Origin of the sequence: Microbispora sp. NBC_01389, assembly GCF_045040095.1 — a bacterium.
Lineage (GTDB): Bacteria > Actinomycetota > Actinomycetes > Streptosporangiales > Streptosporangiaceae > Microbispora.
In genome coordinates this window covers 5,786,649-5,811,193 of the sequence record NZ_CP109552.1, presented here as the reverse complement: position 1 = coordinate 5,811,193, position 24,545 = coordinate 5,786,649, and the positions used below count along the sequence as shown (strand labels likewise).

The 24,545-nt window shown below is 72.3% G+C and carries 21 protein-coding genes; 5 read left to right on the top strand and 16 right to left on the bottom strand.

Translation table 11 applies throughout. From position 1 onward, the window contains the following. Nucleotides 1-223: 223 nt before the first annotated feature. Together helR and OG344_RS25700 are read right to left on the bottom strand one after the other, a co-directional pair. Nucleotides 224-2,404 carry an RNA polymerase recycling motor ATPase HelR gene (gene helR, locus OG344_RS25705; RefSeq protein WP_405085287.1) on the bottom strand — a complete coding sequence of 727 codons (2,181 nt, stop codon included), beginning with the start codon at nucleotides 2,402-2,404 and terminating at the stop codon, nucleotides 224-226. Between the two features lie 208 nt (nucleotides 2,405-2,612). Continuing rightward, nucleotides 2,613-3,836, bottom strand: a complete 1,224-nt coding sequence (locus tag OG344_RS25700; protein WP_405085286.1) for a hypothetical protein — start codon at nucleotides 3,834-3,836, stop codon at nucleotides 2,613-2,615. Nucleotides 3,837-4,074: 238 nt separating this feature from the next. Here OG344_RS25700 and OG344_RS25695 point away from each other — a divergent pair, with 238 nt between their 5' ends. Continuing rightward, nucleotides 4,075-4,782, top strand: a complete 708-nt coding sequence (locus OG344_RS25695; protein WP_405085285.1) for a YoaK family protein — start codon at nucleotides 4,075-4,077, stop codon at nucleotides 4,780-4,782. A gap of 24 nt (nucleotides 4,783-4,806) precedes the next feature. On the opposite strand, the gene OG344_RS25690 is transcribed toward OG344_RS25695, so the two are convergent. The 14 genes from OG344_RS25690 to OG344_RS25625 form a co-directional block, all read right to left on the bottom strand. Beyond that, nucleotides 4,807-6,453, bottom strand: coding sequence for a PucR family transcriptional regulator (locus OG344_RS25690; RefSeq protein ID WP_405085284.1), 1,647 nt, complete (start codon nucleotides 6,451-6,453; stop codon nucleotides 4,807-4,809). A gap of 54 nt (nucleotides 6,454-6,507) precedes the next feature. Beyond that, complete coding sequence (locus OG344_RS25685) at nucleotides 6,508-7,668, bottom strand: M20 family metallopeptidase (protein WP_405085283.1); 1,161 nt, start codon at nucleotides 7,666-7,668, stop codon at nucleotides 6,508-6,510. A 59-nt stretch (nucleotides 7,669-7,727) separates the two neighbouring features. Further along, a complete protein-coding gene (locus OG344_RS25680; RefSeq protein ID WP_405085281.1) occupies nucleotides 7,728-8,483 on the bottom strand; it encodes an SDR family NAD(P)-dependent oxidoreductase in 756 nt (251 codons plus the stop codon). Continuing rightward, nucleotides 8,480-9,496, bottom strand: coding sequence for an alpha-ketoacid dehydrogenase subunit beta (locus OG344_RS25675; protein ID WP_405085280.1), 1,017 nt, complete (start codon nucleotides 9,494-9,496; stop codon nucleotides 8,480-8,482). The genes OG344_RS25680 and OG344_RS25675 overlap by 4 nt, the downstream gene beginning before the upstream one ends. Next, a complete protein-coding gene (locus OG344_RS25670) occupies nucleotides 9,496-10,476 on the bottom strand; it encodes a thiamine pyrophosphate-dependent dehydrogenase E1 component subunit alpha (protein WP_327045826.1) in 981 nt (326 codons plus the stop codon). The genes OG344_RS25675 and OG344_RS25670 overlap by 1 nt, the downstream gene beginning before the upstream one ends. A gap of 59 nt (nucleotides 10,477-10,535) precedes the next feature. Next, on the bottom strand, nucleotides 10,536-11,399 hold the full coding sequence (locus OG344_RS25665; RefSeq protein ID WP_405085279.1) for a gamma-glutamylcyclotransferase: 864 nt from the start codon (nucleotides 11,397-11,399) through the stop codon (nucleotides 10,536-10,538). A gap of 35 nt (nucleotides 11,400-11,434) precedes the next feature. Then, nucleotides 11,435-13,288: a gamma-glutamyltransferase family protein gene (locus OG344_RS25660; RefSeq protein ID WP_405085278.1), complete on the bottom strand. Its 1,854-nt coding sequence runs from the start codon at nucleotides 13,286-13,288 to the stop codon at nucleotides 11,435-11,437. 70 nt (nucleotides 13,289-13,358) lie between these two features. Further along, nucleotides 13,359-14,243, bottom strand: a complete 885-nt coding sequence (locus tag OG344_RS25655) for an SMP-30/gluconolactonase/LRE family protein (RefSeq protein ID WP_405085277.1) — start codon at nucleotides 14,241-14,243, stop codon at nucleotides 13,359-13,361. Continuing rightward, nucleotides 14,243-15,676, bottom strand: a complete 1,434-nt coding sequence (locus tag OG344_RS25650) for an amidohydrolase family protein (RefSeq protein ID WP_405085276.1) — start codon at nucleotides 15,674-15,676, stop codon at nucleotides 14,243-14,245. Before OG344_RS25650 ends, OG344_RS25655 begins: the two co-directional genes overlap by 1 nt. After that, the gene (locus OG344_RS25645) at nucleotides 15,673-16,467 is read right to left on the bottom strand and encodes an ABC transporter permease (protein WP_405085275.1); all 795 of its coding nucleotides are present in this window, start codon (nucleotides 16,465-16,467) and stop codon (nucleotides 15,673-15,675) included. The genes OG344_RS25650 and OG344_RS25645 overlap by 4 nt, the downstream gene beginning before the upstream one ends. Before the next feature lie 2 nt (nucleotides 16,468-16,469). Beyond that, entirely contained in the window at nucleotides 16,470-17,273 is an 804-nt protein-coding gene (locus OG344_RS25640) for an ABC transporter permease (protein ID WP_405085274.1), read from the bottom strand. Further along, the gene (locus tag OG344_RS25635; protein ID WP_327045819.1) at nucleotides 17,270-18,100 is read right to left on the bottom strand and encodes an ABC transporter ATP-binding protein; all 831 of its coding nucleotides are present in this window, start codon (nucleotides 18,098-18,100) and stop codon (nucleotides 17,270-17,272) included. The genes OG344_RS25640 and OG344_RS25635 overlap by 4 nt, the downstream gene beginning before the upstream one ends. Then, a complete protein-coding gene (locus OG344_RS25630) occupies nucleotides 18,097-18,846 on the bottom strand; it encodes an amidohydrolase family protein (RefSeq protein WP_405085273.1) in 750 nt (249 codons plus the stop codon). Before OG344_RS25630 ends, OG344_RS25635 begins: the two co-directional genes overlap by 4 nt. Before the next feature lie 148 nt (nucleotides 18,847-18,994). Then, nucleotides 18,995-20,053 carry an ABC transporter substrate-binding protein gene (locus OG344_RS25625; protein WP_405085272.1) on the bottom strand — a complete coding sequence of 353 codons (1,059 nt, stop codon included), beginning with the start codon at nucleotides 20,051-20,053 and terminating at the stop codon, nucleotides 18,995-18,997. 298 nt (nucleotides 20,054-20,351) lie between these two features. Here OG344_RS25625 and OG344_RS25620 point away from each other — a divergent pair, with 298 nt between their 5' ends. The 4 genes from OG344_RS25620 to OG344_RS25605 all read left to right on the top strand — a co-directional run bounded on the left by OG344_RS25620 (nucleotide 20,352) and on the right by OG344_RS25605 (nucleotide 24,544). Continuing rightward, nucleotides 20,352-21,092, top strand: a complete 741-nt coding sequence (locus tag OG344_RS25620) for a VOC family protein (protein WP_405085271.1) — start codon at nucleotides 20,352-20,354, stop codon at nucleotides 21,090-21,092. A gap of 521 nt (nucleotides 21,093-21,613) precedes the next feature. Next, complete coding sequence (locus OG344_RS25615; RefSeq protein WP_405085270.1) at nucleotides 21,614-21,937, top strand: circadian clock KaiB family protein; 324 nt, start codon at nucleotides 21,614-21,616, stop codon at nucleotides 21,935-21,937. Continuing rightward, nucleotides 21,934-23,475, top strand: coding sequence for a circadian clock protein KaiC (gene kaiC / locus OG344_RS25610; protein WP_405085269.1), 1,542 nt, complete (start codon nucleotides 21,934-21,936; stop codon nucleotides 23,473-23,475). The genes OG344_RS25615 and kaiC overlap by 4 nt, the downstream gene beginning before the upstream one ends. Then, nucleotides 23,465-24,544 carry an ATP-binding protein gene (locus OG344_RS25605; protein WP_405085268.1) on the top strand — a complete coding sequence of 360 codons (1,080 nt, stop codon included), beginning with the start codon at nucleotides 23,465-23,467 and terminating at the stop codon, nucleotides 24,542-24,544. The genes kaiC and OG344_RS25605 overlap by 11 nt, the downstream gene beginning before the upstream one ends. The last annotated feature ends 1 nt before the right edge of the window (nucleotide 24,545 follow it).

The following is a 24,545-nucleotide window of genomic DNA, read 5'->3' as shown; positions in this document are numbered from 1 at the left end:
TCGTGAGCGTCTCGACGTCGGGGTGAAGACGTTCGCCACGATCGTGGACGACGACGGCACCGTCACCGAGATCCACGCGCCCACGCCGCTCAAGGCCGCCTCGAGGCGATGAACCGCGAGCGGCAAGCCGCGTAGTTCCACGTCGCCGGGCAGTTCCCCGGAGACGCCAAACGCCTGTGGAGGCGACGTAAGACCAGGCTCCGGCCTGGCTGATGCCGATGAATCAGGAACGAGAATCCCTGAGATTCTCCGAACGGCTGGTGAGGATGACGAGCCGCCGGGTCGCCCGGGTCATCGCGACGTAGCGGTCGACGGCTCCCTCGATGCCCTCGCCGAAGGCGTCCGGGTCGACGAGCACGACCAGGTCGAACTCCAGCCCCTTCGACAGCTCGGGGGTCAGCGACCGGACGCGCGGCGTCTCCTCGAACGTGGGGTCGCCGATGACGCAGGCGGTCCCCTCGGCATGCGCGGCGAGCCACGCGCCGACGACCGGGCCGAGCTCCGACACCGGGCCGTGCGTTACGGGGACGCCGCCGCTGCGGATGGAGACCGGCACGTTCGCGTCGGGGAGCACGGCTCGGATGACCGGCTCGGCCTCCGCCATGACCTCTTCCGGCGTGCGGTAGTTGATGCTCAGGGAGGCCAGGGTGATCCGGTCGAACCCGATCCGCTCCAGCCGTTCCCGCCACGACTCGGTGAACCCGTGCCTGGCCTGGGCGCGGTCCCCGACGACGGTGAAGCTCCGGGACGGGCAGCGGCGCAGCAGCATCCGCCACTCCGCGTCGGTCAGTTCCTGAGCCTCGTCCACGACGATGTGCGCGAACGGACCGGCGAGCTGGTCGGGGTCGCCGGCGGCCAGCGCGGCCTCGTCGACCAGGGCGTCGCGCATGTCCTGCCCGCGGAGCATCGACATCACGAGCATCTCGGAGTCGTCGGCCTCGATCAGGTTCTCGACGACCCGGGTCATGTGCTCGTTCTGGGCGGCGACGGCGGCCGCGTTCCGGCGCCTGCGGAGTGCGGCCTCCGGGTCGCCGAGCCGCTGCCGCGCCGCGTCCAGGAGCGGCAGGTCGGACACCGTCCAGGCCTGCGCGTCCGCGTCCGCGCGCCGCAACGCGCGGATCTCCTCCACGCTGAGCCAGGGGGCGCACATCCGCAGGTAGGCGGGCACCGACCACAGGTCGCCGACGAGGTCGGCCGCCTCGATCAGGGGCCAGGCCCGGTTGAAGACCGTGAGCAGCTCCCTGTCGCGCAGCAGCGCCCGCCGGACCAGGTCGGGCGGTGCGTCGCCGTCGTGGCGGTCCACCAGGATCGTGAGCAGCTCCTCCCAGATCAGGTCGCGCGCGTCGTTGTGCGGGGTGCCGGGTTCGGCCGCCTCGAACGCCTCCGCCCAGTCGTCGGGGCTCAGCCGGACCTCCGACCACGGCGTGGTGACCGTCATCTCCGTGGCCGGCGGGTTCTCGTAGAACCTGACGGCCGGCTCGATCGCCTCCACCAGGCGGGCGGACGACTTCAGGCGGGCCGCCTCCGGGTCGGTCTCGATCCCGGCCGCGGCCCCCTCGGCGACCAGGTCCCGCAGGGTGCAGGTCCGTACGCCGTCCTCGCCGAGGCTGGGCAGGACGTCGGAGACGTAGGCGAGGTAGGGCTGGTGCGGGCCGACGAACAGCACGCCGCCGCGGCGCCGGCCCAGGCGGGGATCGGCGTACAGCAGGTAGGCCGCGCGGTGCAGGGCGACGACGGTCTTGCCCGTGCCCGGGCCGCCGTCGACGACGAGAGCGCCGCGCGATCCCGCGCGGATGACGGCGTCCTGGTCGGCCTGGATCGTGCCGAGCACGTCCCGCATCCGCGGCGACCGGCTGCCGCCCAGGCTGGCGATGAACGCGGACTGGTCGTCCAGCGCGGCGTTCCCCTCGAAACCGTCCGGGGTGAACACCTCGTCCCAGTAGTCGCTGACCCGCCCCCCGGACCAGCGGTACCTGCGGCGGCTCGCCAGGCCCATCGGGTTGGCGTGGGTGGCGCCGAAGAACGGCTCGGCCGCCGGAGAACGCCAGTCGAGCAGCAGCCGGCGGCCCGCGCTGTCGGTGAGGCCGAGCCGCCCGACGTACACGGGCTCGGAGCCGTCCGCACCGACCATGCGCCCGAGGCACAGGTCCAGGCCGAAGCGGCGCAGCGTACGCAGGCGGGCGGTCAGCCGGTGGATCTCCAGGTCGCGGTCCAGCGCCTCCCGGCCCTCGCCGCCGGGCGCCCTGCGTTCGGCGGCGAGACGGCCGGACAGGTCGGCGACCGACTCCAGCAGGCTCTCCGCGATGGCCGCGAAGTGCCGCTCGTCCCCGGCGATCAGCTCCGGGCCTGTTTTGTGGGACAGATGGTCGGGAAGGTCGAACGCACTGGTGGTCAAGGGGTTCACAGCATCGGCTCCGATCCGATCCGGTCCGGTGGTGCGCCGCCGTCCCCCGATGGGCGCGGCCCGGCCCCGGCCGACGATTGTGCGGCATGACGGGGGTCTTGTGGCAAGGCCCCCGGTGCGCTATAGGTTGAGAGTGGAAAGGAGCGGACAATTCCCTTTCCACTCTCCGCATCGGTCACCCCTCCGCCCGGGACCTGACCGCCGTGCGTCACCGGGCCGCCGGCGGGGCCTCCCCCGCGGCCCGCAGCTCCGCGGCGACCGCCCGCTCGCGCAGCTGGGCGGCCTCCGACCTGGCCACGTCGAGCTGTGAACGCAGGTCGTCCAGCCGCGCCCGTTCCAGTGACAGCTCCAGCGACAGCGCGGCCTGGGCCCGGTCGCGCTCGGCCACCGCCGAACGGGACTCCCCCACCGCGCGCTCCGCCTCCGCGACCGCCGCACGGGCCCGCGCCTCGGCCTGCGCCGCCTCGGCGCGCAGGCGGGCGGCCTCCGCGACCACCTCCTCGCGGGCCGACTCGGCGGCCTGCGCCCGTGACAGCGCCCGGTCGCGCTCGGCCTGGGCCTGGGCGACGGCCCGGTCGCGCTCGGCCTCCGCCCGCGCCACCGCGCGGTCACGCTCGGACTCGGCGGACTGGGCCCGGGCCAGTGCGGCGGCGCTCGCCTGCTCCGCCTCCCGGTGCGCGCGGCGGGCCAGTTCGGCCTCCGTCCGCGCCGCCCGCGCCCCGGCCTGCGCCTGGTCGCGCTCCTCGCCGGCCCGCGCCGCCCGTTCCCGCACCTGCCGCACCTCGGCCGTGGCCTTGTCCACCCGGTCGGCGAGCTCGCGTACGGCCTGCTCGCGGGCGGCCTCGGCGGCCTCGGCCCGCCGGGTCGCCTGATCGGCCTCCTGCCTGATCCGGCGCTCGGTGGCGGCCGCCTCGCGCAGCGCGGCGAGAGCCTGCTCGCGGGCGGTCTCGGCGTCGGCGAAGGCCGTGTCCCGCTCCGTGTAGGCCTCGTCCGTGCGGCGGCGGGCCTCCTCCGCGTCCCGCCGCGCCTCCTCGGCGGCCTCCCGGGCGAGGCGCACCTGCTCCAGAGCCTGCTCCCGCTCGGCGCGGGCGATGGCGACGCTGGTGTGCGCCTCCGCCTGGACCGCGCTCAGCTTGGCCTCCACCCCCGCCGGGCTCAGCTCCTGCTCCAGCACCCGCGCCAGCGGGTCGATCGCCGCGGCGAGGCCTTTCTCCATGCGCTCGTACAGGTCCTCCACCCGTGCCAGCGCGCCCTCCAGGCCCGGGGTCGCGCGGCGCAGCTCCCGCTCCCGCTTGGCCGCCGCCTGGCAGTCGCCGTCCGGGCAGTACTCCCGTGGCCTGCCCCGCCGTACGGGCTGGTCGATGGGCGCCCCGCAGTGCTTGCACGCGGTGGTCACGGAAGTGGTCACGGCCGGGGTTCCGGAGGTCGTCACGAGGGGCAGCGTACCGATTTTCTGATTTTCTGGAAACAGAAAACACAAACCCTCGATTTGTTGCGCGGCGTCGGCACGCGGATAACTTTGGAGATGGGTAATTCTCGCAAGTTATCTTTGGTCGGCGGCGCGCGTGCCGACAGATCGTCAAGGCGAGGCAGGCAATACCGGACATATCGGCACGTCCCCCACGGTTGCCGCCCATGTAGCCTCGTGCCGAAATCCCCTAGGAGTTGTTTTGTCCGGTGCTTCCCGCAAGCGTGACCTGCTGGTCGTGCTGCTCTCCTTGAACAGTGGCGCGACCGATGCCATCGGCTTGCTCCTCCTGGGCGGCGCCTTCACCAGCGTGATGACCGGGAACATGGTGCTCCTCGGCGTCTCGGGCGCCCAAGGGAACGGGCCGCTCGCCCTGCACGCCGGCGTGGCGATCGCCTGCTTCGTGATCGGCTGCGCGGTGGGCCACCGCCTGGCCGGCAGCGCACGTACCGACGACCCGGTCTGGCCCGCCCAGATCAGCCGGGCGCTCACCGTCGAGTTGGCCGTGCTCGTGATCTACGCCGCGTTCTGGATGGTCGCGGGCGGCGAGGTGTCGGAGATGGGCGCGCTCGGCCTGCTGGCGCTCAACGCGTGCGCTCTCGGCATCCAGAGCAGCAGCGTGCAGCGGTTCGGGGTGCCGGGCCTGTCCACGACGTACCTCACCGGCACGCTGACCACGCTGGTGACGCGGTTGACGGCGGGCAAGCCGCTGCGCGACGTCCAGCTCAGCGGGCTGCTGCTGGCCGGACTGATCGGCGGCGCCGCCCTCGGCGGGCTGCTCGCCCTGCGCGCGCCGGTCGTGGCCCCGCTGCTCCAGCTCGCGTGCGTCGGGACCGTTCTGCTCGCCTCGCGTTTCCTCACCCCCACTCCCGCGTCAGCTGCCTCCAGCACCGCCACGGTCACCGGCTGACCCGGCCGGAGCGCGGGAGCGTCGTCAGCCGCGGATGGCGTCCAGCGCCATCAGAGCGACCTCCAGGGAGACGCACACCTCCTCGGACTCCAGATCGGCGCCGAGGATGCGGCTGATCCGGGTGAGCCGCTCGTACATCCACGCGCGCGAGACGTGCGCGGCCTCCGCGGCGGCGGTCTTGTTCCGGCCGGACTCCAGGTAGGCGCGCAGCAGCGCGACGAGCGAGGTGCCGTGCTTCTCGTCGTACAGCAGCAGCGGGCGCAGCTCGCGCTCGGCGAAGGTCTGGAGCCGGGCGTCGTCGCGCATCAGCTGGAGCAGGCCGCGCAGCCGCAGGTCGGGCAGGCGGTAGTACGGACGTCGCTCGGGCATCCGGATCGCCGCGTCGGCCACCTGGATGGTCTCGAGCATGACCCGCCGCACCTCGGAGACCGAGGACACGGGATCGCCGAGGGCCATGACGTACCGGCCGTCGGGGTCTCCGCGGCGGATCCGGGTGGCCAGCCGTTCGACCGCGGCGTGGCCGTCCTCGCGCGGGCCGAGCGAGACCAGCATGCCGATCATGGCGTCCTCGACCGGGCCGACCAGGGCGAGCAGGCCCGCCTCGCGTACGGCGCCGGTCGCCACCCCGGCCACGGCACGCAGTGCGGCCTGCCTGTCGTAGGCGTTGGACGGCAGGGTCTCGCGGGTGCGCAGCACGACCGCGACCAGTTGGCGGCCGTCCAGTGGGACCCCGACGGCACGGGCCTCCAGGGCGACCTCCGCGCTGGTCTGCTTGGGCGACAGCAGCCCGGACAGCAAGGTGCGGTGTGTCTGGAGCGCCAGCGTCTCCAGGTCGCGGGTGACCAGCCGGCCGAGGGCGAGCGTGGAGGCGGCCCGCTCGACGAGCATGGTCAGCCGGGGTGAGGGGCCGGGGACCGAGACGAGAACGAGCCGGCCCCAGTCCTCCCCCCGCGCTCCCACGGTGGTGACCAGCCAGCCGGTGGGCTGGTCGTAGGCGGTGCGGGCACCGGTCTGCACGCTGCGAGAGCGGGCCTCCCACTGCTCCAGCACGTTTTCGGCCGGCCGCCCCGCGGTGTCGAAGGCCAGGACCTGGTGGGCGAGGTTCTCCAGCACGGCGGGCCGTCCGGACATCCTGACGACCTGGCGCAGCACGTCGCCAGGCTCGGCCCCCTCGACCGTCAGCTCGTTGAACGCCCCATGGATGCGCTCGGAGGCGCGCAGCTCCTCGATCTGCTTCTCCAGGATGCGCGAGTGCACATCCTCGGTGATCTCCACGAAGGGCGTGGTGCGCAGCAGCAGCACGAGCGGCAGCCGGTGCCGCTCGGCACTGGAGCGCATCGCCTGCGGCACCGAGTCGAGGAAGCGCGGTCCAAGCCCGACCACGACCCCCGCGGCGCCGACCCCGGCCAGTTCGTCGATGAACCGGGCCAGGGAGGCGTCGTCGGAGGCCAGTGCGATGCCGGTGGTGAGGATCAGCTCGCCGCCGCGCAGCATCGGCGCGATGGTGGGCAGCTCGCTCACGTGCACCCAGCGCACGGGCGCGTCCAGCCCGGCCGCGCCGGCCACGACCTGGGGACGGCCCTGCCGCAGCGAAGGGAATTCCAGCACCTGGGCGACGGTGGGCAGGGCCTCGACAGTGTCGGAACCCCCGTGAGGATCGTCGCCCGTCATGTCCCTCCCGAAAACGTCGCTAGACCTCCCAAACGTCGGGAAAGTAACGATACATCACCAATTGTCCATCAATGTCCAGAGAAGTCGCGCTCCGAGGTCGAGATCGGCCAGCGGGACGTACTCGTCGGCGGTGTGCGCCTGGTCGGTCGCACCCGGGCCGAAGACCGTGCACGAGGTGCTCCCGGTGAGCGCGGCGACCATGGACGCGTCTGTGTACGCCTCGTGCCCGTCGGCGCCTCCGACCGGAACCGGCCCTCCCACATGTGCCTGATAGGCGGCCCGGATGCCGCGAACGATCGGCGCGTCGTCCGCCGCGCGGACCGGCGGGCGCTCCGCGCCGAGCGGTTCGATCTCGTAGCGCGCGCCGGGATGCTCGGCCACCACTCCCGCGGCGACCTGCTCGACCATGGCCTGGGCCTGCTTCGGTGTCATCGGCGGCACGATCCGCACGTCCAGGCGCGCCTCGCAGGAGGGGGGCACCACGTTGGTGGCCACCCCGCCCTTGACGACGCCGCAGGTGAAGCGGGGCCGCCCCAGCACCGGGTCCTCGTACGGCAGGGCCGCGAAGACCGTTTTGAGCCGGTCGACCAGCTTGGCCGTGAGGTGGTTGGCGTCGATGCCGAGATGGGCGCGACCCGCGTGGGCCATCCGGCCGTGCATCCGCACGGTCAGCCAACGCAGGCCCATCTGCGCGATGCGCAGCCGCATCCCGGTGGGCTCCAGCGCCAGCACCTGGTCGTCGGGGCGCAGGAAGCCGCTCTCGACGAGGCGGTGCGCGCCCGCCATGTCCGGGGCCTCCTCGTCCACGGTGGCCACCAGCACGACGTCCCCTCGCGGCGGGCGGCCCCCGGCGGTCAGGGCGTCCAGCAGGTTGATCGCCAGCGCGAGTCCGGCCTTCATGTCGCAGGCGCCCCTGCCGTACAGGCGGCCGCCGGCGATGGCCGCGCCGAACGGCGGGTGTGTCCAGCCCTCGCCGACCGGGACGGTGTCCATGTGGCCGAGCAGCACCAGGCGAGGTGCGGCCGGGTCGCCGGGCACCCGCGCGATGACGTTGTCACGGCCCTCGACCACCGGCATGCGCTCGGGAGCCAGGCCCGCGTCAGCGAGCCGGTTGCCGACCCATTCGGCGCACTTGCCCTCGAGCGGGCCGGGGTTCTGGCTGTCGATGCCGATGAGAGCGGAGGTGTCGGCGATGACACTGTCCAGCGAGATCATTGTGTTCCTGTGGTTCGGTACGGCTGAGCCGCGGGATGGACGGATGGATGTCGATGAGGTCAGCCGGCGGGTGGCGGGCCGTCGACGACCACGGTCTGGCCACTGATCCCGGAGGACTCCGGCGAGACGAGCCAGGCGCAGACCCGCCCCACCTCGGCCGGGTCCAGCAGGCGGCGGAAAGCGGAAGCGTCCGCGAACCGGGCGAGCACTTCGGCCTCGGTCGCGCCCTCGCGCTCGGCCACCTGGGCCGCCAGGTGCCGCAGCATGGGGCTGTCCACGTTCCCGGGACACACCGCGTTGGCCCGCCCGCCGTGTCCGGCGATCTCGGCGGCGAAGCTCTGCACGAAGCCGATCAGGCCGAACTTGGACGCGCAGTAGACCGAGCCGCCCGCCTCTCCGCGCAGTCCCGCCGTGGAGGCCAGGAAGACCGCGCCGAAGGGGTGCGGGTCGGCCGCGAGCATCCGGGCGACGGCCCGGCCGGTACGGAACGCGCCCCGCAGGTTGACCGCCATCAGCCGGTCGTACTCCGCCCAGTCGGTCGTGGCCACCGGGCCCGTGTAGTTGACGCCCGCGGCGTACACCAGGCCGCTCAGCCGCCCCGCCTCGCCGGCCTGGGCCAGCAGTCGGTCGACCGACTCCTGGTCGGTCACGTCCACGAGGCTCGACCGGTGACCATCGCCGCCGGGCAGGGCGGCGGAGGGATCGACCGCGTCGGCCGCCCACACGGTGTGGCCGCGATGCGCGAGAGCGTGGCACGCGGCGCGGCCCAGTGCGCCGGCCGCGCCGACCACGACGACGATCGAGGAGTCGCTCACGAGGCCGCACCCATCGCGCGTACGGCCTGCCCGATTGAGGCGCGCCGCGGGACCACGGCCTGCTCCAGGGTGATCGCGGCGGGCACCGGCACGTCGGGCGTTCCGTGCCGCGCGACCTGGCGCAGCGCCTGGGGGCCGAGCCGTTCGATCACGCCGGTGACGACCTCGCCGCTGAGCCCGAAGCCGAGGTAGTCCTCGTCCACCACGAGCAGCCGCCCGGTGCGCGCCACCGAGGCGGCGACCGTGTCCAGGTCGAGCGGGACCACGCTGCGCAGGTCCACCACCTCGACGTCCACACCCTCGGCGGCCAGCTCTCCGGCCGCGGCCAGACTCTCCCCGACAGTGGCGCTGAGCGTGACGAGGGTCAGGTCGGTGCCCGGCCGCACGACCGCGGCCCGGCCGAGCGGAACCGTGTAGCGCTCGCGGGGCACCTCGGCGCCGTGCGCGAACGAGCCGGCCTTCTGCAGCAGCAGGCCCTTGTGCTCGATGAACACCACCGGGTCATCGCTCTCCACCGCCGCCGCCATCAGCCCCTTGCTGTCGTACGGAGAGGATGGCGCGACCACCTTGAGCCCGGGCAGGTGCGCGAAGGTGCCCCACAGGCACTGCGAGTGCTGCGCGGCCGAGCCGATGCAGCCGCCCGCCGTCTTGATCACCATGGGCATGGCGACCCGGCCGCCGGTCATGTACCTGATCTTGGCCGCGGCGTTGTAGACCTGTTCGAGGCAGACGCCGACGAAGTCCACGAACATGATCTCGACGACCGGCCGGTAGCCCTCCATGGCCAGGCCCACCGCCATGCCGGTGAAGGCCATCTCCGAGATCGGCGTGTCGCGCACCCGGTCCCGGCCGAACGCCTTCTGCAGGCCGCGGGTGCTGCCGAAGACGCCGCCCTGCAGGCCGACGTCCTCGCCGAGCACCAGGACCCGGCTGTCGCGCTCCATCTCCAGGCGCAGCGACTCGGCGATGCTCTGCGAGACGTTGATGTTGCGTACGGCGGTGCCGGTGTTCATCAGATCAGGCCTTTCTGGGCGGCCGCGCCGGCGAACACGTGGTCGCGGGCGGTGGCGGGGTCGGGCATGGGGTCGGCGCGGACCGCGGCGAGCATGGCGGCGATCGCCGCCGCGGCCTCCTCCTCGCCCGCGTCCAACTCGGCCCCGGTGGCCGCGCCGCGCGCCAGGATCCGCTCCCGGGTGAGGGACAGCGGATCCTGCTCCTGGCGGCGGCGGTCCTTCTCGCCCGCCGGCCGGTACAGGTCGAGGTCGCCCTCGTAGTGGCCGCGGAACCGATAGCAGGTGGCCTCGAGCACGGCCGGACCGTGCCCGGCGCGGGCGTGCGCGACCGCCTCGCCGAACGCCTCCGCCACGGCCTCCACGTCGAGCCCGTCCACCCGTCGTCCCCAGGCGCCGTACGCGGCGGCCCGTTCGGCCAGCGTGGGTGTTGCCGTCGACTCCTCGAACGGCACCGAGATGGCCCACTCGTTGTTCTCGATCAGCACGACCAGCGGCAGCCGCCACGCGCCCGCCATGTTGAGGCTCTCGTGGAAGCCCCCCGTGTTGGCTCCGCCGTCGCCGGTCACGCCGACCGCGACCGAGTCCCGGCCCTCGATCCGCGCCGCGTACGCGTGGCCGAGCGCCACCGGCAGGGTGGACCCGACGATGCCTGTGGTGGAGAATCTGCGCTCCAGGTCGAACAGGTGCATGTGGCCGCCGAAACCGCCGCACAGCCCGGTCGCCCGCTCGTAGATCTCGGCCAGCATCGGCTGGGCGGGCACGCCCTTGGCCAGCGCATGCAGGTGGTTGCGGTGCGTGCTGACCAGGGCGTCGTCGTCGCGCAGCGTGCCGATCATGGCCGCGGCGACGGCCTCCTGGCCGATTCCGATGTGCAGCTCGCCGTGGATCTCCCTGGTGGGCACGCCCGCCAGGCACGCCTCCTCGAACCGGCGCATCCGCACCATCGCGAAGTACCGCTCAACCAGCGTCGGACCGTCCATGACCGTGACTCCTTCTCTTTCGTCCCGGGTGCGCGTCGTGTTCTCGTCGTCCCGTTTGCCTAGCGGCTGGGGCACGGGTGTTCCTCCAGCTCGACGATGGTGCGCGAAGGCGTCCAGCAGTACGCGGCGCGCCCCTCGGCGTACTCCGTGATCCGGCCGATCAGCTCGCCGCCCGCGGCCGTCAGCTCGGCCAGCGCGAGGTCGATGTCGTCCACCAGATAGGCCGTGTGGCCGATCCCCGGCCACACCGGCAGCCGCGGGTCGGTTCCCGCCGGCACGTCGTGGAAGGCGAGCAGCTCGAGCCGCTGGCCGCTCACCGGCGAGACGCACTGCGCGAGGTCGCAGCGCACGTCCGGCAGCCCGACCGTGGCGCGGATCAGGTCGGTCATGCCGCGTGCCTCGAAGACCACCTCGAAACCCAGTGCCCGCCGGTGGAAGTCGATGGCCTCGTCCAGGTTCGGCACGACGACGCCGCTGTGGTGCCAGGTCCAGGTGGCCACGGCGCCCGCGCGGACCGGTCCGGGCAGGGCGGCGGTGTACTCCCGCCAGCCTCCGTACGGGGAGATGTCCAGGTGAACGCCTTCGGCCAGCTCGCGCGGGTAGAGGATGCCGCTGAGCACGCGGCCGTCGGCCAGCTCGACCGGACCCCGGTACAGGCCCGGGGGCTCGCCGTCCTCGACCCGGCGCAGTGTCTCGGCCGGAACGCGGTAGACCTCCCCCGCGACCGAAACTCCACGCGACGCGGCCTCCTGCGGTGGTAGCCGGTACATGCCGGGATGCACGTCCCCGATCGAGTGCACCCGGTAGTGCGGCGCGGTGCGCGCCTCGCCGAGGAACTCGGCGCCCGCCAGGTTGGGGTGCAGCGCGAGACCGCGCATCAGGGTTCCGTTGACGAAAAGCTCAACGGCCTCTTCGGTGTCCAAGTGACTGCTCTCCAGGGGTAGTGGCCGGTGAGTGCTCATCGGGCGATCGCGTACGCGCTGCGCCGGGGGTCGGCGCCCGCGGCGAGGACCCGTCGCTCGCCGGAGCGCGGGGGCGTCAGATCGCCCACGGACTGGACGGACCCGGCGTCGAACTCGTAGGCCGGCCAGGGCCGTACCCGGTGCCCGCGCGCGGCCAGGCCGTCGCGCACCGTCGAGGGGACGCGGTCCTCGACCAGCAGCAGGCCGTCGCCGGAGGGATGCGGGTGGAAGCCGCCCGGGTAGCTGGAGCCGAACACCCGCGGTGCCTCCACGGCCTGCTGCGCGGTCATGCCGAAGACCGTGCCGTTGAGGAACGCCTGGAGCATCGCCTGGACGATGACGTCACCGCCCGGGCAGGCCATCGCGGTGACCGCCAGGTCGCCGCCCGTGTCGCCGCCCGTGTCGCCGTCGAGCGCGATCAGCGCGGCCGGGGTGACGCACGGCCGTTTGCCGGGCGCGACCGCGTTCGGGTGGCCCGCGACCAGGCGGCTCTGCACGCCCCGAGGGGAGCAGAGGATGCCCAGCCCGGGGATGATCGGGGCGCCGTCGATGGTGTCGCTGGGCGAGGACGCGAACGCGGTGCCGTCCGCGTCCATCACCACCACCGCGGTGGTGGAGCCGAGCCGGGGTGTGCCGGACGGCAGGGTCGGCAGGTTCGGCAGCGCGCGCGGTCCGATCCTGGAGCGTAGAGCGTCCAGATGGGCGGGGGCGAGCAGTTCGGCGGGATCGAGGCCGGTGTGCGCCGGGTCGCCGTAGCACCGCTCGCGTTCGGAGAAGGCCAGCTTGAGGGCCTCCGTCACCAGGTGCAGGTGTTCCTCGCTGTTGTGGCCGGCCGCGGCCAGGTCGTAGCCGTCCAGGATGCCGAGCGCCTGCGCGACGATCAGGCCCTGGCTCCACGACGGCGTGACGTGCACCGAGCGGCCGGCGAACCGCACGGCGGGGGCGGTGGCGACCTCGGCGGCGTACCCCGCGAGGTCGTCGGCGTCCAGGAAGCCGCCCGCGCCGGTGACGAACGCGGCGATGGCCCGTGCGGGCTCTCCCCGGTAGAACGCGTCGTGCGCCGCCCGCAGCCCGCCGTCGCGATCCGCGCCGGCGCGGAGCGCGGCGCTCTCGGCGTCGGCCAGCGCGCGCAGCAGCGCGGCGAGTTCGGGCTGGACCAGCCGCTCGCCCGCCCGCGGTGCGCGCCCGCGCGGCCAGTACCGGGCCCGGCTGGATTCCCAGGCCCCGAACCCGCGGCCCATCACGGCCAGGCTCGCCGCGGTGCGCGTGTCGACGGGGAAGCCGTCCTCGGCCAGCGCGATCGCGGGGGCCGAGGCCTCGGCGAAGCCGATCGTGCCGAACTCGCGCAGTGCGGTGATCCAGCCGGACGGCGCGCCCGGCACGATCGACGGCGCACCGCCGAGCGGCAGCGCCCCGCCGTACCGGGCGAGCAGCGCGTCCAGGGTGGCCTCGCGGCCCCACACACCGACCCCCGCCACGCTGCGCACGGCGCCGGACCCCGCCGGTCGGACCAGGATCGGCGCGATCCCGCCGAAGTTGGCCATGTCCACCTGCACGACGTTGGAGGCGAGGCCGGCGGCGACCCCGGCGTCCACCGCGTTGCCGCCGCGTCCGAGCACTTCGGCGGCGATCTGGCTGACCAGCGGGTGCCCGGCCACCACCGCCCAGCGCTCGCCGAGCAGCGTGGGACGCATCGACTCCGCTCCGGGGAAGACGCCGGGGACGATCCCGCCGCCCATCCCCGCGCCCTTCCCGGCGTCCTTGTCCGGCGTTCCGTCCCGTCCCGTGGCGCTCGCCCCGCCGTACGGCCCGGCGGCGTCGGAGCTCTCGAACCCCTGCGCGATGGTCATCGTCCGTCCCTCCTCGTCCCGTCCTGCGGCCCGCCCGTGGCGGGCCCGCGCGCGCCGGTCATGCCGCGCGTCAGCCCGCGTACGGCGGGACCGGCACCCCGCGCACCCCGACGTCGGCGGCGAACACCGCTCCGGCCTCGGGCTCGGCGGCCAGCCGCCGCCGGTCCATCTCGACCCGGCCCGTGGTGATGTACAGCCGGTCCAGCTCCGGGCCGCCGAAGGCACAGCTGGTCACCTGGCGCACCGGCAGCGGGACGGTCGCGTCGTGGCCGCCGTCCTCCCGGTAGCGGCGCACCTGCCCGCCGCGCCAGAGTGCGACCCAGACCCCGCCCTCGGCGTCCACCGCGAGCCCGTCCGGCACGCCGGCCTCGTCCTCCACGGTCACCCACGGGCGGCGGCCGCTCGCCGTGCCCGTCGCCGGGTCGTAGTCGAACACGTCGACCCGCCGGGTGGCGCTGTCCACGAAGTACATCCGGGTGCCGTCCGGCGACCAGCCGATGCCGTTGGCGACGCTGGTCCGGTCCAGGATCCGCTCCGGCGCCGCCGCGCCGGGGGCGATGCGATGCAGCCCGCCGCGGCCGGGAAGCAGGTCCGCGTCGAGGGTTCCGAACCACAGGCGCCCGGCCGGGTCCACCCCGGCGTCGCCCAGCCGGTTTCCCGCGGGCTCGCCCGGCACCTCGACCGTCCGCTCCAGCACGCCCGCCGCGTCCAGCAGCATCAGGCCGGGGCGCGCGGCCACGATCAGCCCGCCGCCTGCGCGCGGTAGCACCGCGCTGACGGCGTGCCCGAACTCGCGGAACGAGGTCTCGCCGGTGTGCGGCACGTGCCGGTAGACCCGGCAGCGCAGCACGTCGACCCAGAGCAGCGCGCCTGTCACCGGGTCCCAGGCCGGCCCCTCGCCCAGCAGGTCACCGGCCCGGCAGACGGGTTCGGGGAGCACCGGAAGCACGCGCATCACGCCTCCACCCCGGTGAGCAGGCCGCGCAACCGCTCCTCATGCGCCGAGAGAGCGGCCAGCCGCGCGGCCCGCGCGGCCTGGTCGGCGGCGAGCGTCGCGCGCAGCCGCGTCCGCGCGGCGTCCGTCTCGGTCCGGCACAACGCGACCCCGGACTCCACCAGGCGGCGTCCCGCACTGAAGACGTCGGCGACGTCCGCACGAACCGCTTCGTACACGATCCGATCGGCCACGTCGCCGCGTCCGGGCCTGGACGCGACCGCGATCAGGTCGGCACGGTGGCCCGGTGCGATCCGGCCCAGCCGCCCCGCGTGGCCGGTCGCCGCGGCGCCGCCCTCGGTCGCCATTCTGAGTACCTCCCGCGGGGTCAGCGGTCCACCCGCCCGTTCGGCGGTGGCCAGCGCGGCTCGCATCTCCGCGAACATGTCCGGCGCGGACTCGTGCTGGCTGTCCAGGCCGAGCGCCACGTTCACTCCCGCGTCCACCCACGCGCGTACCGGCGCGTCCCCGGAGCCGAGCCTGCGGTTGGAGGTGGCGCAGTGCACCAGCGCGGCGCCGCGCCGCGCGAGCAGCCTGATCTCCGCTTCGGTCAGCCAGACCCCGTGCGCGGCCGACAGTTCCGGGCCGAGCAGGCCGGAGCGGTCGAGCATCTTCATCGGGTCGCCTTCCGCCGACCAGGCGCGCTGGCGGCGGCTTTCCAGCAGGTGGGTGTGGACACGGAGGCCGCCCGCGACGCAGCGGCGCAGCGCGGCGAGCGCCGCGTCCGAGCACCATTGGGGCGCAACCGGAGCGACGCCGAGCCGTACCCGCCGGGTGCCGTGCAGGCCGGCGGCCGTCGAGGCGAACAGGCCGGGGAAGCCGGCGGGGGCCACTCCGCGCTCGGGCGCCGCCAGCCGCTCGGCCCCCGGCCAGGCCGCGGGTGCCCGTTCGGGCAGGAACTCGCTCTGGTCGGTGAGGCCGAGCGCCAGCTCGGCGCGCAGGCCCGCCTTCTCCAGTGCGGAGACCACCGCGTGGACACCCGCCGCGTACTCGTCCGGCGGGGCGAAGGTGTGGTGGATCGCCTGCACGGTCGTGACCCCGGTGGCCGCCAGTTCGGCGGCGGCCACCAGCGCGTCGTCATGGGGGTCGAGCGCGGTCGTCCCGGTGAGTCGTACGACCCAGACCTCCAGGCAGGCGTCGGCGACACCCTGCTCGGCCAGCGGCAGCCCCCGCAGGTGCGAGTGCGCGTCGATGAAGGCGGGCAGCACGGTCCCGTCCAGGGTGACCGTACGGTCCGCCGGCACGTCGCCGGCCAGGTCGGCGAACGGCGCGACCCTGACGACCGTCCCGTCCGCCACGAGCACCCCGGCGTCCTCCAGCGGCACGGCATCGGCGTGGGCCAGGAGAGTACGGCAGCGCAACAGGAGGGGCCGAGCCCCGGAACCAGCGGTCATGACCGCACCACCCAGCGCAGCAGCCGCCGCTCCGCCACCGCGACCAGGGCGAAGACCAGTCCCGCCAGGGCGGTGGAGGTGAGGATCGCGGCCCACATCCGCTCGGACTCCAGCGCGAGCGCCGAGCTGATGACGAGTTTGCCCAGGCCGTCGCCGCCGATGACCCATTCGGCGGTCATCACGCCGAGCACCGCCGCCGGGGCGGCGATCCGCATGGCGTCGAAGAACGCCGGCATCGCCGCGGGCAGCCGCACCCGCCAGTAGACGGTCAGCGGGCCGCAGTCGAGCACGTGCATCAGCTCCAGCGCCTCGCGCTCGACCGAGCGCAGCCCGAGCAGCACGTTGACCAGCGTCGGGAAGAACACGATGAGGGCGGCCACGACCACCGTCGACGCCGTGCCACGGCCGAACGCCAGCGTGATGAAGGGCGCCAGCGCGACGATGGGGATCGCCCGCAGGGTCAACGCGAACGGGTAGAGGAGCGCGGCGAGCACCGGCGAGGCCGAGATGAGCAGCGCGAGCACCAGCCCGGCCGCGTTGCCCACCGCGAACCCGGCCACGACGGACATCGCGGTGGCCCGGGCGGCGTCGAGCACCTGGGTCCAGTCGGCGGTCGAGAGGATCGCGCTGGGCGCCGGCAGCACGTAGGACGGCGTGCCGGTGGCCCTTACCACGATCTCCCACACGACGAAGGCCAGAACGATCATCAGCCCGGAACCGGCCAGGCCGCGGGCGCCCGAGGGCAGGCCGGGTGACCGCCGGCGTGGCAGGGAGGGTGCCTCCGTGGCCATGCTCAGCGCTCCTTCGCCGCGTCGACCGAGGCGTGCCACGGGGTCGCCACCCGCGCCACCAGCCCGAACACGCCCACGAGCAGCCCGGTCACCGTGGTGGAGAGCACCAGCGCGGCCCACAGCTCCGGGATCTGGTAGCCGAACATCGCGTACAGCAGCGCCAGCCCGAGCCCCTGGTCCGCGCCGACCCATTCGGCGATCATCGCCGCGATGAACGCGGCCGGAGCGGCGATCTTGAGCGAGGCGGCGAACGCCGGCAGCGCGTACGGCAGGCGCAGGTGGCGCAGGGTGCGCAGCCAGCCGGTGCCGAGCACCTGGCCCAGCTCCAGCACCCGCGTGCCGGTGGCGCGCAACGCCCCGGTGAGGTTGACCAGAACGGGGAAGAACGCGGCCAGCAGCGCCACCACGGCCTTCGAGCCGAAGCCCAGGCCGAGCGAGGCGACGAGCGCCGGGGCGAGCGCGATGACGGGGATGCTGTACAGCATCAGCGACAACCGGTACAGGCCGTCACCGACCAGCCGGAACCTGTCCATGAGCAGTGCGAGCACCAGCGCGAGGACGACGCCGCCGGCGAACCCCGCCGCGGCCTCGGACATGGTCGTCAGGGTGTTGCTCAGGTAGCCGTCCCGGCTCCGCCACAGGGTGGCCAGGATTTCGGTCGGCGCCGGCAGCACCCCACCCGGACGGTAGAAGGCGCGTCCGTACGCCTCCCAGGCCAGGAGCACCGCCGCGTACCCGGCCACCGCGATCGTGATCGTGGCACGGCGGCCGATCCCGCCGGCCCCGAGTGCGTCGCGGCGGCTCACGGCTCGACCCCCTCGTACGCCTGGGTCAGCAGCCTGGTGAGCGTGCGCTCGTAGGCGGTGAACTCCGGCAGCAGCATGGTCTCCGCGTCGCGCGGGCGGGGCAGGTCGATCTCCAGGTCGGCGATGACCCTGCCGGGATCGCGGCCGAGAACCACCACCTGGTCGGACAGGAACACCGCCTCCGACACGTTGTGCGTGACGAGGATCGCGGTGGTGCCGGTCTCCATCCAGATCCGCTGCAGCTCGTCGTTCATCTGCCGCCGCCGGATCTCGTCCAGGCCGTTGAACGGCTCGTCCAGGAAGAGCAGCCTCGGCCGCAGGATCAGCGCGCGGGCGATCGCCACCCGGCGGGCCATGCCGCCGGAGAGCTTCGCGGGCAGGGCCTTCTCGAACCCCTCGAGACCGACCAGGCGCAGCAACTCGCGTGCCCGCCCCTGCCGCTCCGCCTTGGCCACCCCGGCGACCTGCAGCGGCAACTCGACGTTGGCCAGCGCGGTGCGCCACGGCAGCAGGACCGGATCCTGGAAGACGAAGCCGAACTCCGCGGCCCGCCTGGCCTCCTCGGGGGACCGGCCGAACACCTCGACCGTGCCCGATGTCGGGCGTACCACGTCGGCCAGGATGCGCAGCAGCGTCGACTTGCCGCAGCCGGACGGGCCGATGAGGGTGCTGAAGCGGCCCTCACGGATCGTCAGGGCGATGTCGTCCAGCGCGGTGAACGGCGCGCCGCCCACGTCGAATCGCTTGCCGATCCCCACCGCGCGCACCGCGTCGCCCGGCACGCCGTTCCGCCGCGCGTCCCCCGGCACTCCTGACCGAGTCTTCACTCTGCGGCCCCGGGTACCAGACCGAGCAGCCGCGCCAGGTTTCCGCCTTCGACGAGCGCCCGGTCGGCCTCGTCCGGGATGGCGCGGGCGATCTTGGCGCGCTCCAGGTCGAAGTGGCTGCCCGGCCAGTCGGTGCCCATCACCAGGCGGGACGCGCCCAGTCGCCGGTAGGCCATCTGCACCTCGATGAGTTGGGTGCCCGAGGTCTCCAGGTAGATGTGCTCGTTGCGCTCCGCGACCAGGATCGCCTCGTTGACATTCCAGATCGTGCCCATGTGCGCGATCAGCAGCGGTACGTCGGGGAACCCCTTGGAGATCTCCTCGATCGACAGCGGCGCGCAGAACGGGTCGTCCAGCGCGTTCACCAGGACCACCAGCCCGGCCTCCCGGCACGCCGCGAAGATCGGGTCGAGCAACCCGTGGTCCGCGAAGTGGTAACCGTGCATCGTCGGGTGCAGCTTGAGCCCCTTCAGGCCGTACTCGCGCCCACAGGCCAGCACGGTCTCGACCGCGTCCGGGCGCCGTGGGTCCACCTGTCCGAAGCCGACGATCCGGTCCGGATGCGCGGCGACGGTCCTCGCGATGAACGCGTTGTCGATCATCTGACCGAGGGAGCAGCCCACGGCCATGTCGACCCCGGCGGCGTCCATCGAAGCGATCATGCTCTCGGGCGTGTAGGACTCGGCGGTCAAGTAGTCCGAGGTCCCCCCGGCCTGCCACACGTTGTTATAGGCGTCGATGATCACGGGGTACTCCGCTCGTAGTGGTACAGATCTGGGGCCGGCGGATTGGGCTCGGCTGCCGCCGGCCGAGAGCTGCTCGGCCGAACCGGGCAGTTCGTCTCGCCCGTCGTTCGGATCTGCCGAGGCCGGGCCTGGTGCCGCGGGCCGGACGTCAGGTCAGCAGCGAGGTGCGCCCGCCGTACGCCGCGTCCAGGACGGACGTGGTGACCACGTCGGCGACGTTCGGCTTCTTGCTGATCGTGCCGGCCGCTGCCAGCTCGTCGATGATGTTCTGCATCTTCGACGGGTCGACCTGAAGCACCCCCTTGGGCGAGGTGATCAGATCCTTCTGGAATTCGGCGGTGGCCGCCTCGTTGTCGGCGTCCAGACCGCTGGTGTTCCACTTGGTGGCCACGAGCCGCCCGATCTCATCCGGGTTGGCGTTCATGTACTCGTAGCCCTTGATCGTCGCGCGCAGGTAGCGGACCAGCTCGTCGTGGTTCTTGTCCAGGTTGTCCCGGGTGGTCACCAGCACGTTCCCGTAGCTGTGCACGCCCAGGTCTTCCAGGTACAGCACGTGCACGTCCACGCCCTGCCGCTTCAGGGCCACCGCCTGGGAGGTGGCGTACCCGGAGTACCCGGACGCCTGGCCGGTGGTCAGCTGCGTCGGATCGGTGCCGGCGGGGATGAAGGTGACGCCCTTCACCCCGGCCTTCTTCACCAGGGACTCGAACTGCTGGCGCGAGGCCTCGGTTACGGCGATCGTACGGTCGGCGAAGTCCTGGATGCTGGAGATCGGGTCGTCGGCCTTGCTCAGGATCGCGAACGGCGAGGTCTGGAAGATCGCGCCGTAAATCACCAACGGCTGGCCCTTGGCCGCGGCCACCAGCACGTTGGTGTTGTCGTCGTCACCGGTCAACGCCTTCCCCGAGGCGATCTGCTGCCACGACAGGATGTTGGGACCGCCTGCGGTGAAGGTGACCCCGATCTTCTCGGCCGCGTAGTAGCCCTTCTCCTGGGCGGCGAAGAACCCTCCGAACTGGGCCAGCTTCAGCCAGCCGAGCTGGGCGTTCATTTCCAGCGCTCCGTCGGCGGAGGTCGTGGTGGCGGAACCGCCCGAGCAAGCCGACAGCAGCCCGCCCGCGGCGAGTAGCCCGGCCCCCGCACCGAACAGCTTCAGAACATCTCGGCGTCCACGGGTACTTCCGGCGATTCCGAGCGTTTTCTCCATGGGGTCCTCCGGGGGGATCGGTGGCGATGGGGAGGCCGGCTGTGCGCAGTCACCCGTAGGCACCTGCTGTTTCGTGTCCTCAACCCTCGCAACGCCGCCTCATCTGGGACAACGACCGAATTGTCGGTGGATTGGCCAGAACAGTTGACGATGTGTCCATGGCGAAACAGCAAGGCCGACAATCGGCAACAACCGGGAAACGTCCTCCTCCCGGCCGCCATGATCACGGATGTCGGAACCCCCCGCCTGGAGCGCGGCCCCTCCCTCGCTCATCCTCCTGGGCATAGGGTTGGGCGGCATGGCGCTGCGGCTTGTTCAGGTGAATTTCAAGGCTCGGGATGACTCGGCCCTCGGCCGGTTCTGGGCGGAGGCGCTCGGCTGGGGTGTCTCCAGCGAGGGACCCGGTGTGACCAACGTTGAACCGCTGGGCTTCACCTGGCCTGACCCGGTGGCCGTCTGCGTCGACGTCGTCGCCGTCCCGGACCCGGAAACGGTGAGGTACCGCGTGCACCTGGATCTCGCCACCACCTCTGTGGCCCATCAGGCGGAGTTGGTCGCGCGTCTGCAGGATCTCGGTGCGACGCCCGCGGATGTGGGCCAGGGCGACGTCCCGTGGACGGTTCTGGCCGACCCGGAGGGCAATGTGTTCTGTGTGCTGGAGCCTCGGGAGAAGTACCGGGACACCGGGCCGATCGCCGTGGTGGTGGTCGACTGCGCGGACCCGCGGGCCATGGCCCGGTTCTGGGACGAGGCGATGGACTGGACCCTGCACGAGGTGACCGACGATCACGCGGTGCTGCGTTCGTCGAAGGGTGTCGGGCCGTACCTGGAGTTCCTCCGCACGACGCCCGGCGGCAGGACCGTGTGGAACCGCGCCCATCTCGATGTGAAGCCGTACGGCGGTGACGATCAGGCGGCGGAGGTGGCTCGGCTGGAGGCCCTCGGCGCGACGCTCGCCGACGTCGGCCAGGGCGATGTGTCCTGGATGTGCCTCGCCGACCCGGAGGGCAACGAGTTCTGCGTCCTCACCCCGGGCTGACGGAGTCTCGCCAGCCCTCACCTCGGACACGGGGCTTGACCGACAACGGAACGGTCAGTGGCGTCAGCGAGCCGACACGGCCCTGAGCTCCTATAACTCAGCACCGAGCCGCAGGGCCCACGCTCGGCCGACCTGGTCGAACGAAACTTCGCCGCACCCGCGCCGAACCGGTTGTGGGTGGCCACCGATAGCGCCCGGAACGCCGCACCGCGGTGGTCTTCCTGCCGTATGACCACCAGCCCGCTGACCGTGCACGACACGAGACCAGCACAGGTCAGCCGCTGCGGAACCATATCGGCCGTCGGCTGATCACGAGGCTACCGGCCGCCGGAACAGCGGCTGGCCCTGTGATGATGGTGTCGGGACCGGTCAGCAGGGTATTTCGGGCTTGAAGGGGGCCTGGACCGGCCGGAAAGGCGCCGAGCGGAAGCGGCCAAGGGCGCTATGAGCATGCCGGCCGCCACGGGTCGACGTGTCGTGAAGGGGGATCCGGCCGGCTGGGATGACGAATCATCGATGACATGGCGGTGTCCACGCCGATGGCGATCTACTCGTTCAGGTTGTACGTGGTCGGACAGACACCGCGGTCGCTGACCGCGATGTCGAATCTACGGGCCCTGTGTGACACCTATCTTCCCGGCTGCCATGAGATCGAGGTCATCGATGCCGCGGAACGGCCGGATCTCGCGGAGGAGGAACGCATTCTGGCCATCCCCACCGTGATCAGGGTCACGCCGCGCCCGAGGTTCCGGGTCGTCGGGGATCTGTCCGACCAAGGCCGGGTCGCCGGTTTCCTGGACCTGCCCGGCGTAGGCAGACCGTTTCCCCGTGGGCGGGCACAATGACGGGCGGCGCTGCGATCGAGCGGACACCTACCGGTATCAGCGGCTTCGACGAGGTCGCCATCGGCGGGCTTCCCGCCGGCCGGTCCACGCTCTTGACCGGCACGACCGGCAGCGGGAAAACGCTGTTCGCCCTGGAGTTCCTCGCCCGGGGCATCATGCGCTTCGGCGAACCCGGGGTATTCGTCGCCTTCGACGAGACGCCTGAGGACATCCGCCGCAACGCCCGCTCCCTGGGCTTCGACATCGCGCGATGGGAGGCCGACGGAAAGTGGATGTTCGTCGACGCCTCGGCCGACACCGGTGAGGAAACCCTCACCGTCGGGAAGTACGACCTCGGCGCGCTGATGGCCCGCGTCGAGCGCGCCGTGCGCCAGATCGGCGCCAAACGGGTCTCCTTGGATTCGCTCGGCGCGCTCTTCATCCGCTTCCGCGACCGCGAGCTCATTCGCTACGCATTGCACCAGCTCGCCCGAGTCCTAGGGTCGCTCGAGGTCACCTCGGTCCTGACCACCGAACGCGAGGAAGAGTACGGCCGCGTTTCCCGGTACGGCGTCGAGGAGTTCGTCCTGGACAATGTCGTGATCACGCGGAACGTCCTGCGGAACGAAAGACGGCGCCGGACGATCGAGGTCGTCAAGTTCCGCGGCGCCACGCACCGTACCGGGGAGTGGCTGTTCACCATCGACCCGAAAGACGGATTGGTCATCATCCCGCTCGCCTTCCTCGCCCCAGGCGCGCCTGCGTCGCAGGAGCGGGTCTCCACCGGCAACCTCGAGCTGGACGCCATGGTGGGCGGCGGCATCTTTCGGGACGCGATCGTCCTGCTCACCGGGCCGCTCGGTGCCGGAAAGACACTGTCGGCCCTGCAGTTCGCGGATGCCGCGTTCCGGGCGGGCGAACGCTGCCTGTTCCACGTCTTCGACGAGACCCGCGAGCAACTCAGCCGCAACGCCGCCGGCTGGGGTCTCGACCTGGACGTCATGGAAGCCTCGGGGCTGCTCCGGGTCAGCGCCGCGTATCCGGAAGTGGCCTCGGTGGAGGACCATTTCCTACGGATCAGCAGCAACATCATGGACTTCGCGCCCGCTCGGCTCGTCATCGACGGTCTCTCCGCCCTGGAGCGCAGGGCGACGCCACGGATGCTGCTCGACTTCATGATCGCACTGGGCGGGGTCGTACGGCGGCACGGGATCACGACCCTATTCACCTCCGAACCGACCGGCATGGGAACGCCGATATTCACGGCGCCTATGACGGAGATCGCCAGCCTCACCGACGTGGCGATCCTGCTGCACTACACCGAGAGGGCGGCTGCGGTCCAGCGTGCCATCGCCGTCCTGCAGACGCGAGGCTCGGCACATGACCACGCCATCCGCCAGGTCAGCATCGACGGTGCCGGCATGCACATCGGTGGCCCCTGTCCCGGCGCCTTCCGCGTGCCCGCCGAAACCGCCGAGCTGCCACCCGGCCAGAGATGGCCGCTCGACCCAGACCGCGCAACGGCCGAGGAATGGACGGACCACCCGGATGAGACCTGATGGTCAGCCTCACGACGGCGGACAGAGGCCGGAAACCGGACCGACGCAGCCCGCGAATTTCGAGCGCGACGCCGGACAGATGATCATATCGGCGTCGGCGGACGGAATCATCGCGGTCGACGATCGCGGTGTGATCCGGATCTGCAACCCCGCCGCCGAGGAGCTGATGGGCCGGCCATCGGGGGAGCTCCTCGGCACCCTGTTCGGCTACCCGGTCGTCGCGGGCGAATCGACCGAGATCGACCTGATGCTGCCCGATGGCCAGACGCGGGTGGTCGAGATGCGCGCCACCACCACCACGGTGGCAGGAGAACGCTTGCACATCGCCGCGCTGCGCGAGGTCACCCTCCGGCGGCAGGCCGAACAACAGCTCGAAGCCGAACTCGAACGCCGGGGCTCGCTGATCGCCATGGCCGCCCATGAGGTCCGTAACCCGCTGACGGGGATCGGCCAGCTGGTGGACATGCTGCGTGACCCCCGGGAGAAGTTCACCGAGGAGGAGCAAGCCGACATCCTCGCCCGCATCGCGGATCGCACGGCCCGTCTCCAGTCCCTGGCCAAAAGGCTCCTCACCGTGGCGAAGATCGACGCGAAGGTCTCCCACGCCGACGTGAAGCCGGTGCCGGTGCTGGAGATGGTCCTCGAGCGACTCGCCGAGTTCGCCGACCGGCCCCGAGACGTATCCGTATCGTGCGATCCCGAAGTCCTGGTCCTGGCAGATCGCGGCGAGTTGTCGGAGATGTTGGTCAACTACCTGGAGAACGCCTTCGCCTACGGGACCCCACCGATCGAGATACAGGTGGCCGAGCAGTCCGGCGGTGTGGAGATCAAGGTGTGCGACAACGGGCCTGGCGTGCCCGAGGAGTTCGTGCCGAGGCTGTTCAAGAGATTCAGCCGTAGCCCGCGCAGCGCACGGGAGACCAAGGGCTCGGGCCTGGGGCTGTGGATCGTCCGCAGCCTCGCCCGGGCCAACGGCGGCGACGCTTACTACGAACCGGGCGAGAAAGCAGGTGCTTGCTTTTGCCTCCGCCTACGGGTCGAGGAACCGGCGGACAGTGATTGGCGCTGAG

What these genes read in the sequence shown, in the direction of transcription:
- OG344_RS25675 (WP_405085280.1), bottom strand. Translation starts at nt 9,496, where the DNA reads ATGAACACCGGCACCGCCGTACGCAACATCAACGTCTCGCAGAGCATC.
- OG344_RS25620 (WP_405085271.1), top strand. Translation starts at nt 20,352, where the DNA reads ATGGCGCTGCGGCTTGTTCAGGTGAATTTCAAGGCTCGGGATGACTCG.
- OG344_RS25660 (WP_405085278.1), bottom strand. Translation starts at nt 13,288, where the DNA reads ATGACCATCGCGCAGGGGTTCGAGAGCTCCGACGCCGCCGGGCCGTAC.
- OG344_RS25605 (WP_405085268.1), top strand. Translation starts at nt 23,465, where the DNA reads ATGAGACCTGATGGTCAGCCTCACGACGGCGGACAGAGGCCGGAAACC.
- kaiC (WP_405085269.1), top strand. Translation starts at nt 21,934, where the DNA reads ATGACGGGCGGCGCTGCGATCGAGCGGACACCTACCGGTATCAGCGGC.
- OG344_RS25625 (WP_405085272.1), bottom strand. Translation starts at nt 20,053, where the DNA reads ATGGAGAAAACGCTCGGAATCGCCGGAAGTACCCGTGGACGCCGAGAT.
- OG344_RS25670 (WP_327045826.1), bottom strand. Translation starts at nt 10,476, where the DNA reads ATGGACGGTCCGACGCTGGTTGAGCGGTACTTCGCGATGGTGCGGATG.
- OG344_RS25645 (WP_405085275.1), bottom strand. Translation starts at nt 16,467, where the DNA reads ATGGCCACGGAGGCACCCTCCCTGCCACGCCGGCGGTCACCCGGCCTG.
- OG344_RS25615 (WP_405085270.1), top strand. Translation starts at nt 21,614, where the DNA reads ATGGCGGTGTCCACGCCGATGGCGATCTACTCGTTCAGGTTGTACGTG.
- OG344_RS25685 (WP_405085283.1), bottom strand. Translation starts at nt 7,668, where the DNA reads ATGATCTCGCTGGACAGTGTCATCGCCGACACCTCCGCTCTCATCGGC.
- OG344_RS25650 (WP_405085276.1), bottom strand. Translation starts at nt 15,676, where the DNA reads ATGACCGCTGGTTCCGGGGCTCGGCCCCTCCTGTTGCGCTGCCGTACT.
- OG344_RS25690 (WP_405085284.1), bottom strand. Translation starts at nt 6,453, where the DNA reads ATGACGGGCGACGATCCTCACGGGGGTTCCGACACTGTCGAGGCCCTG.
- OG344_RS25655 (WP_405085277.1), bottom strand. Translation starts at nt 14,243, where the DNA reads ATGCGCGTGCTTCCGGTGCTCCCCGAACCCGTCTGCCGGGCCGGTGAC.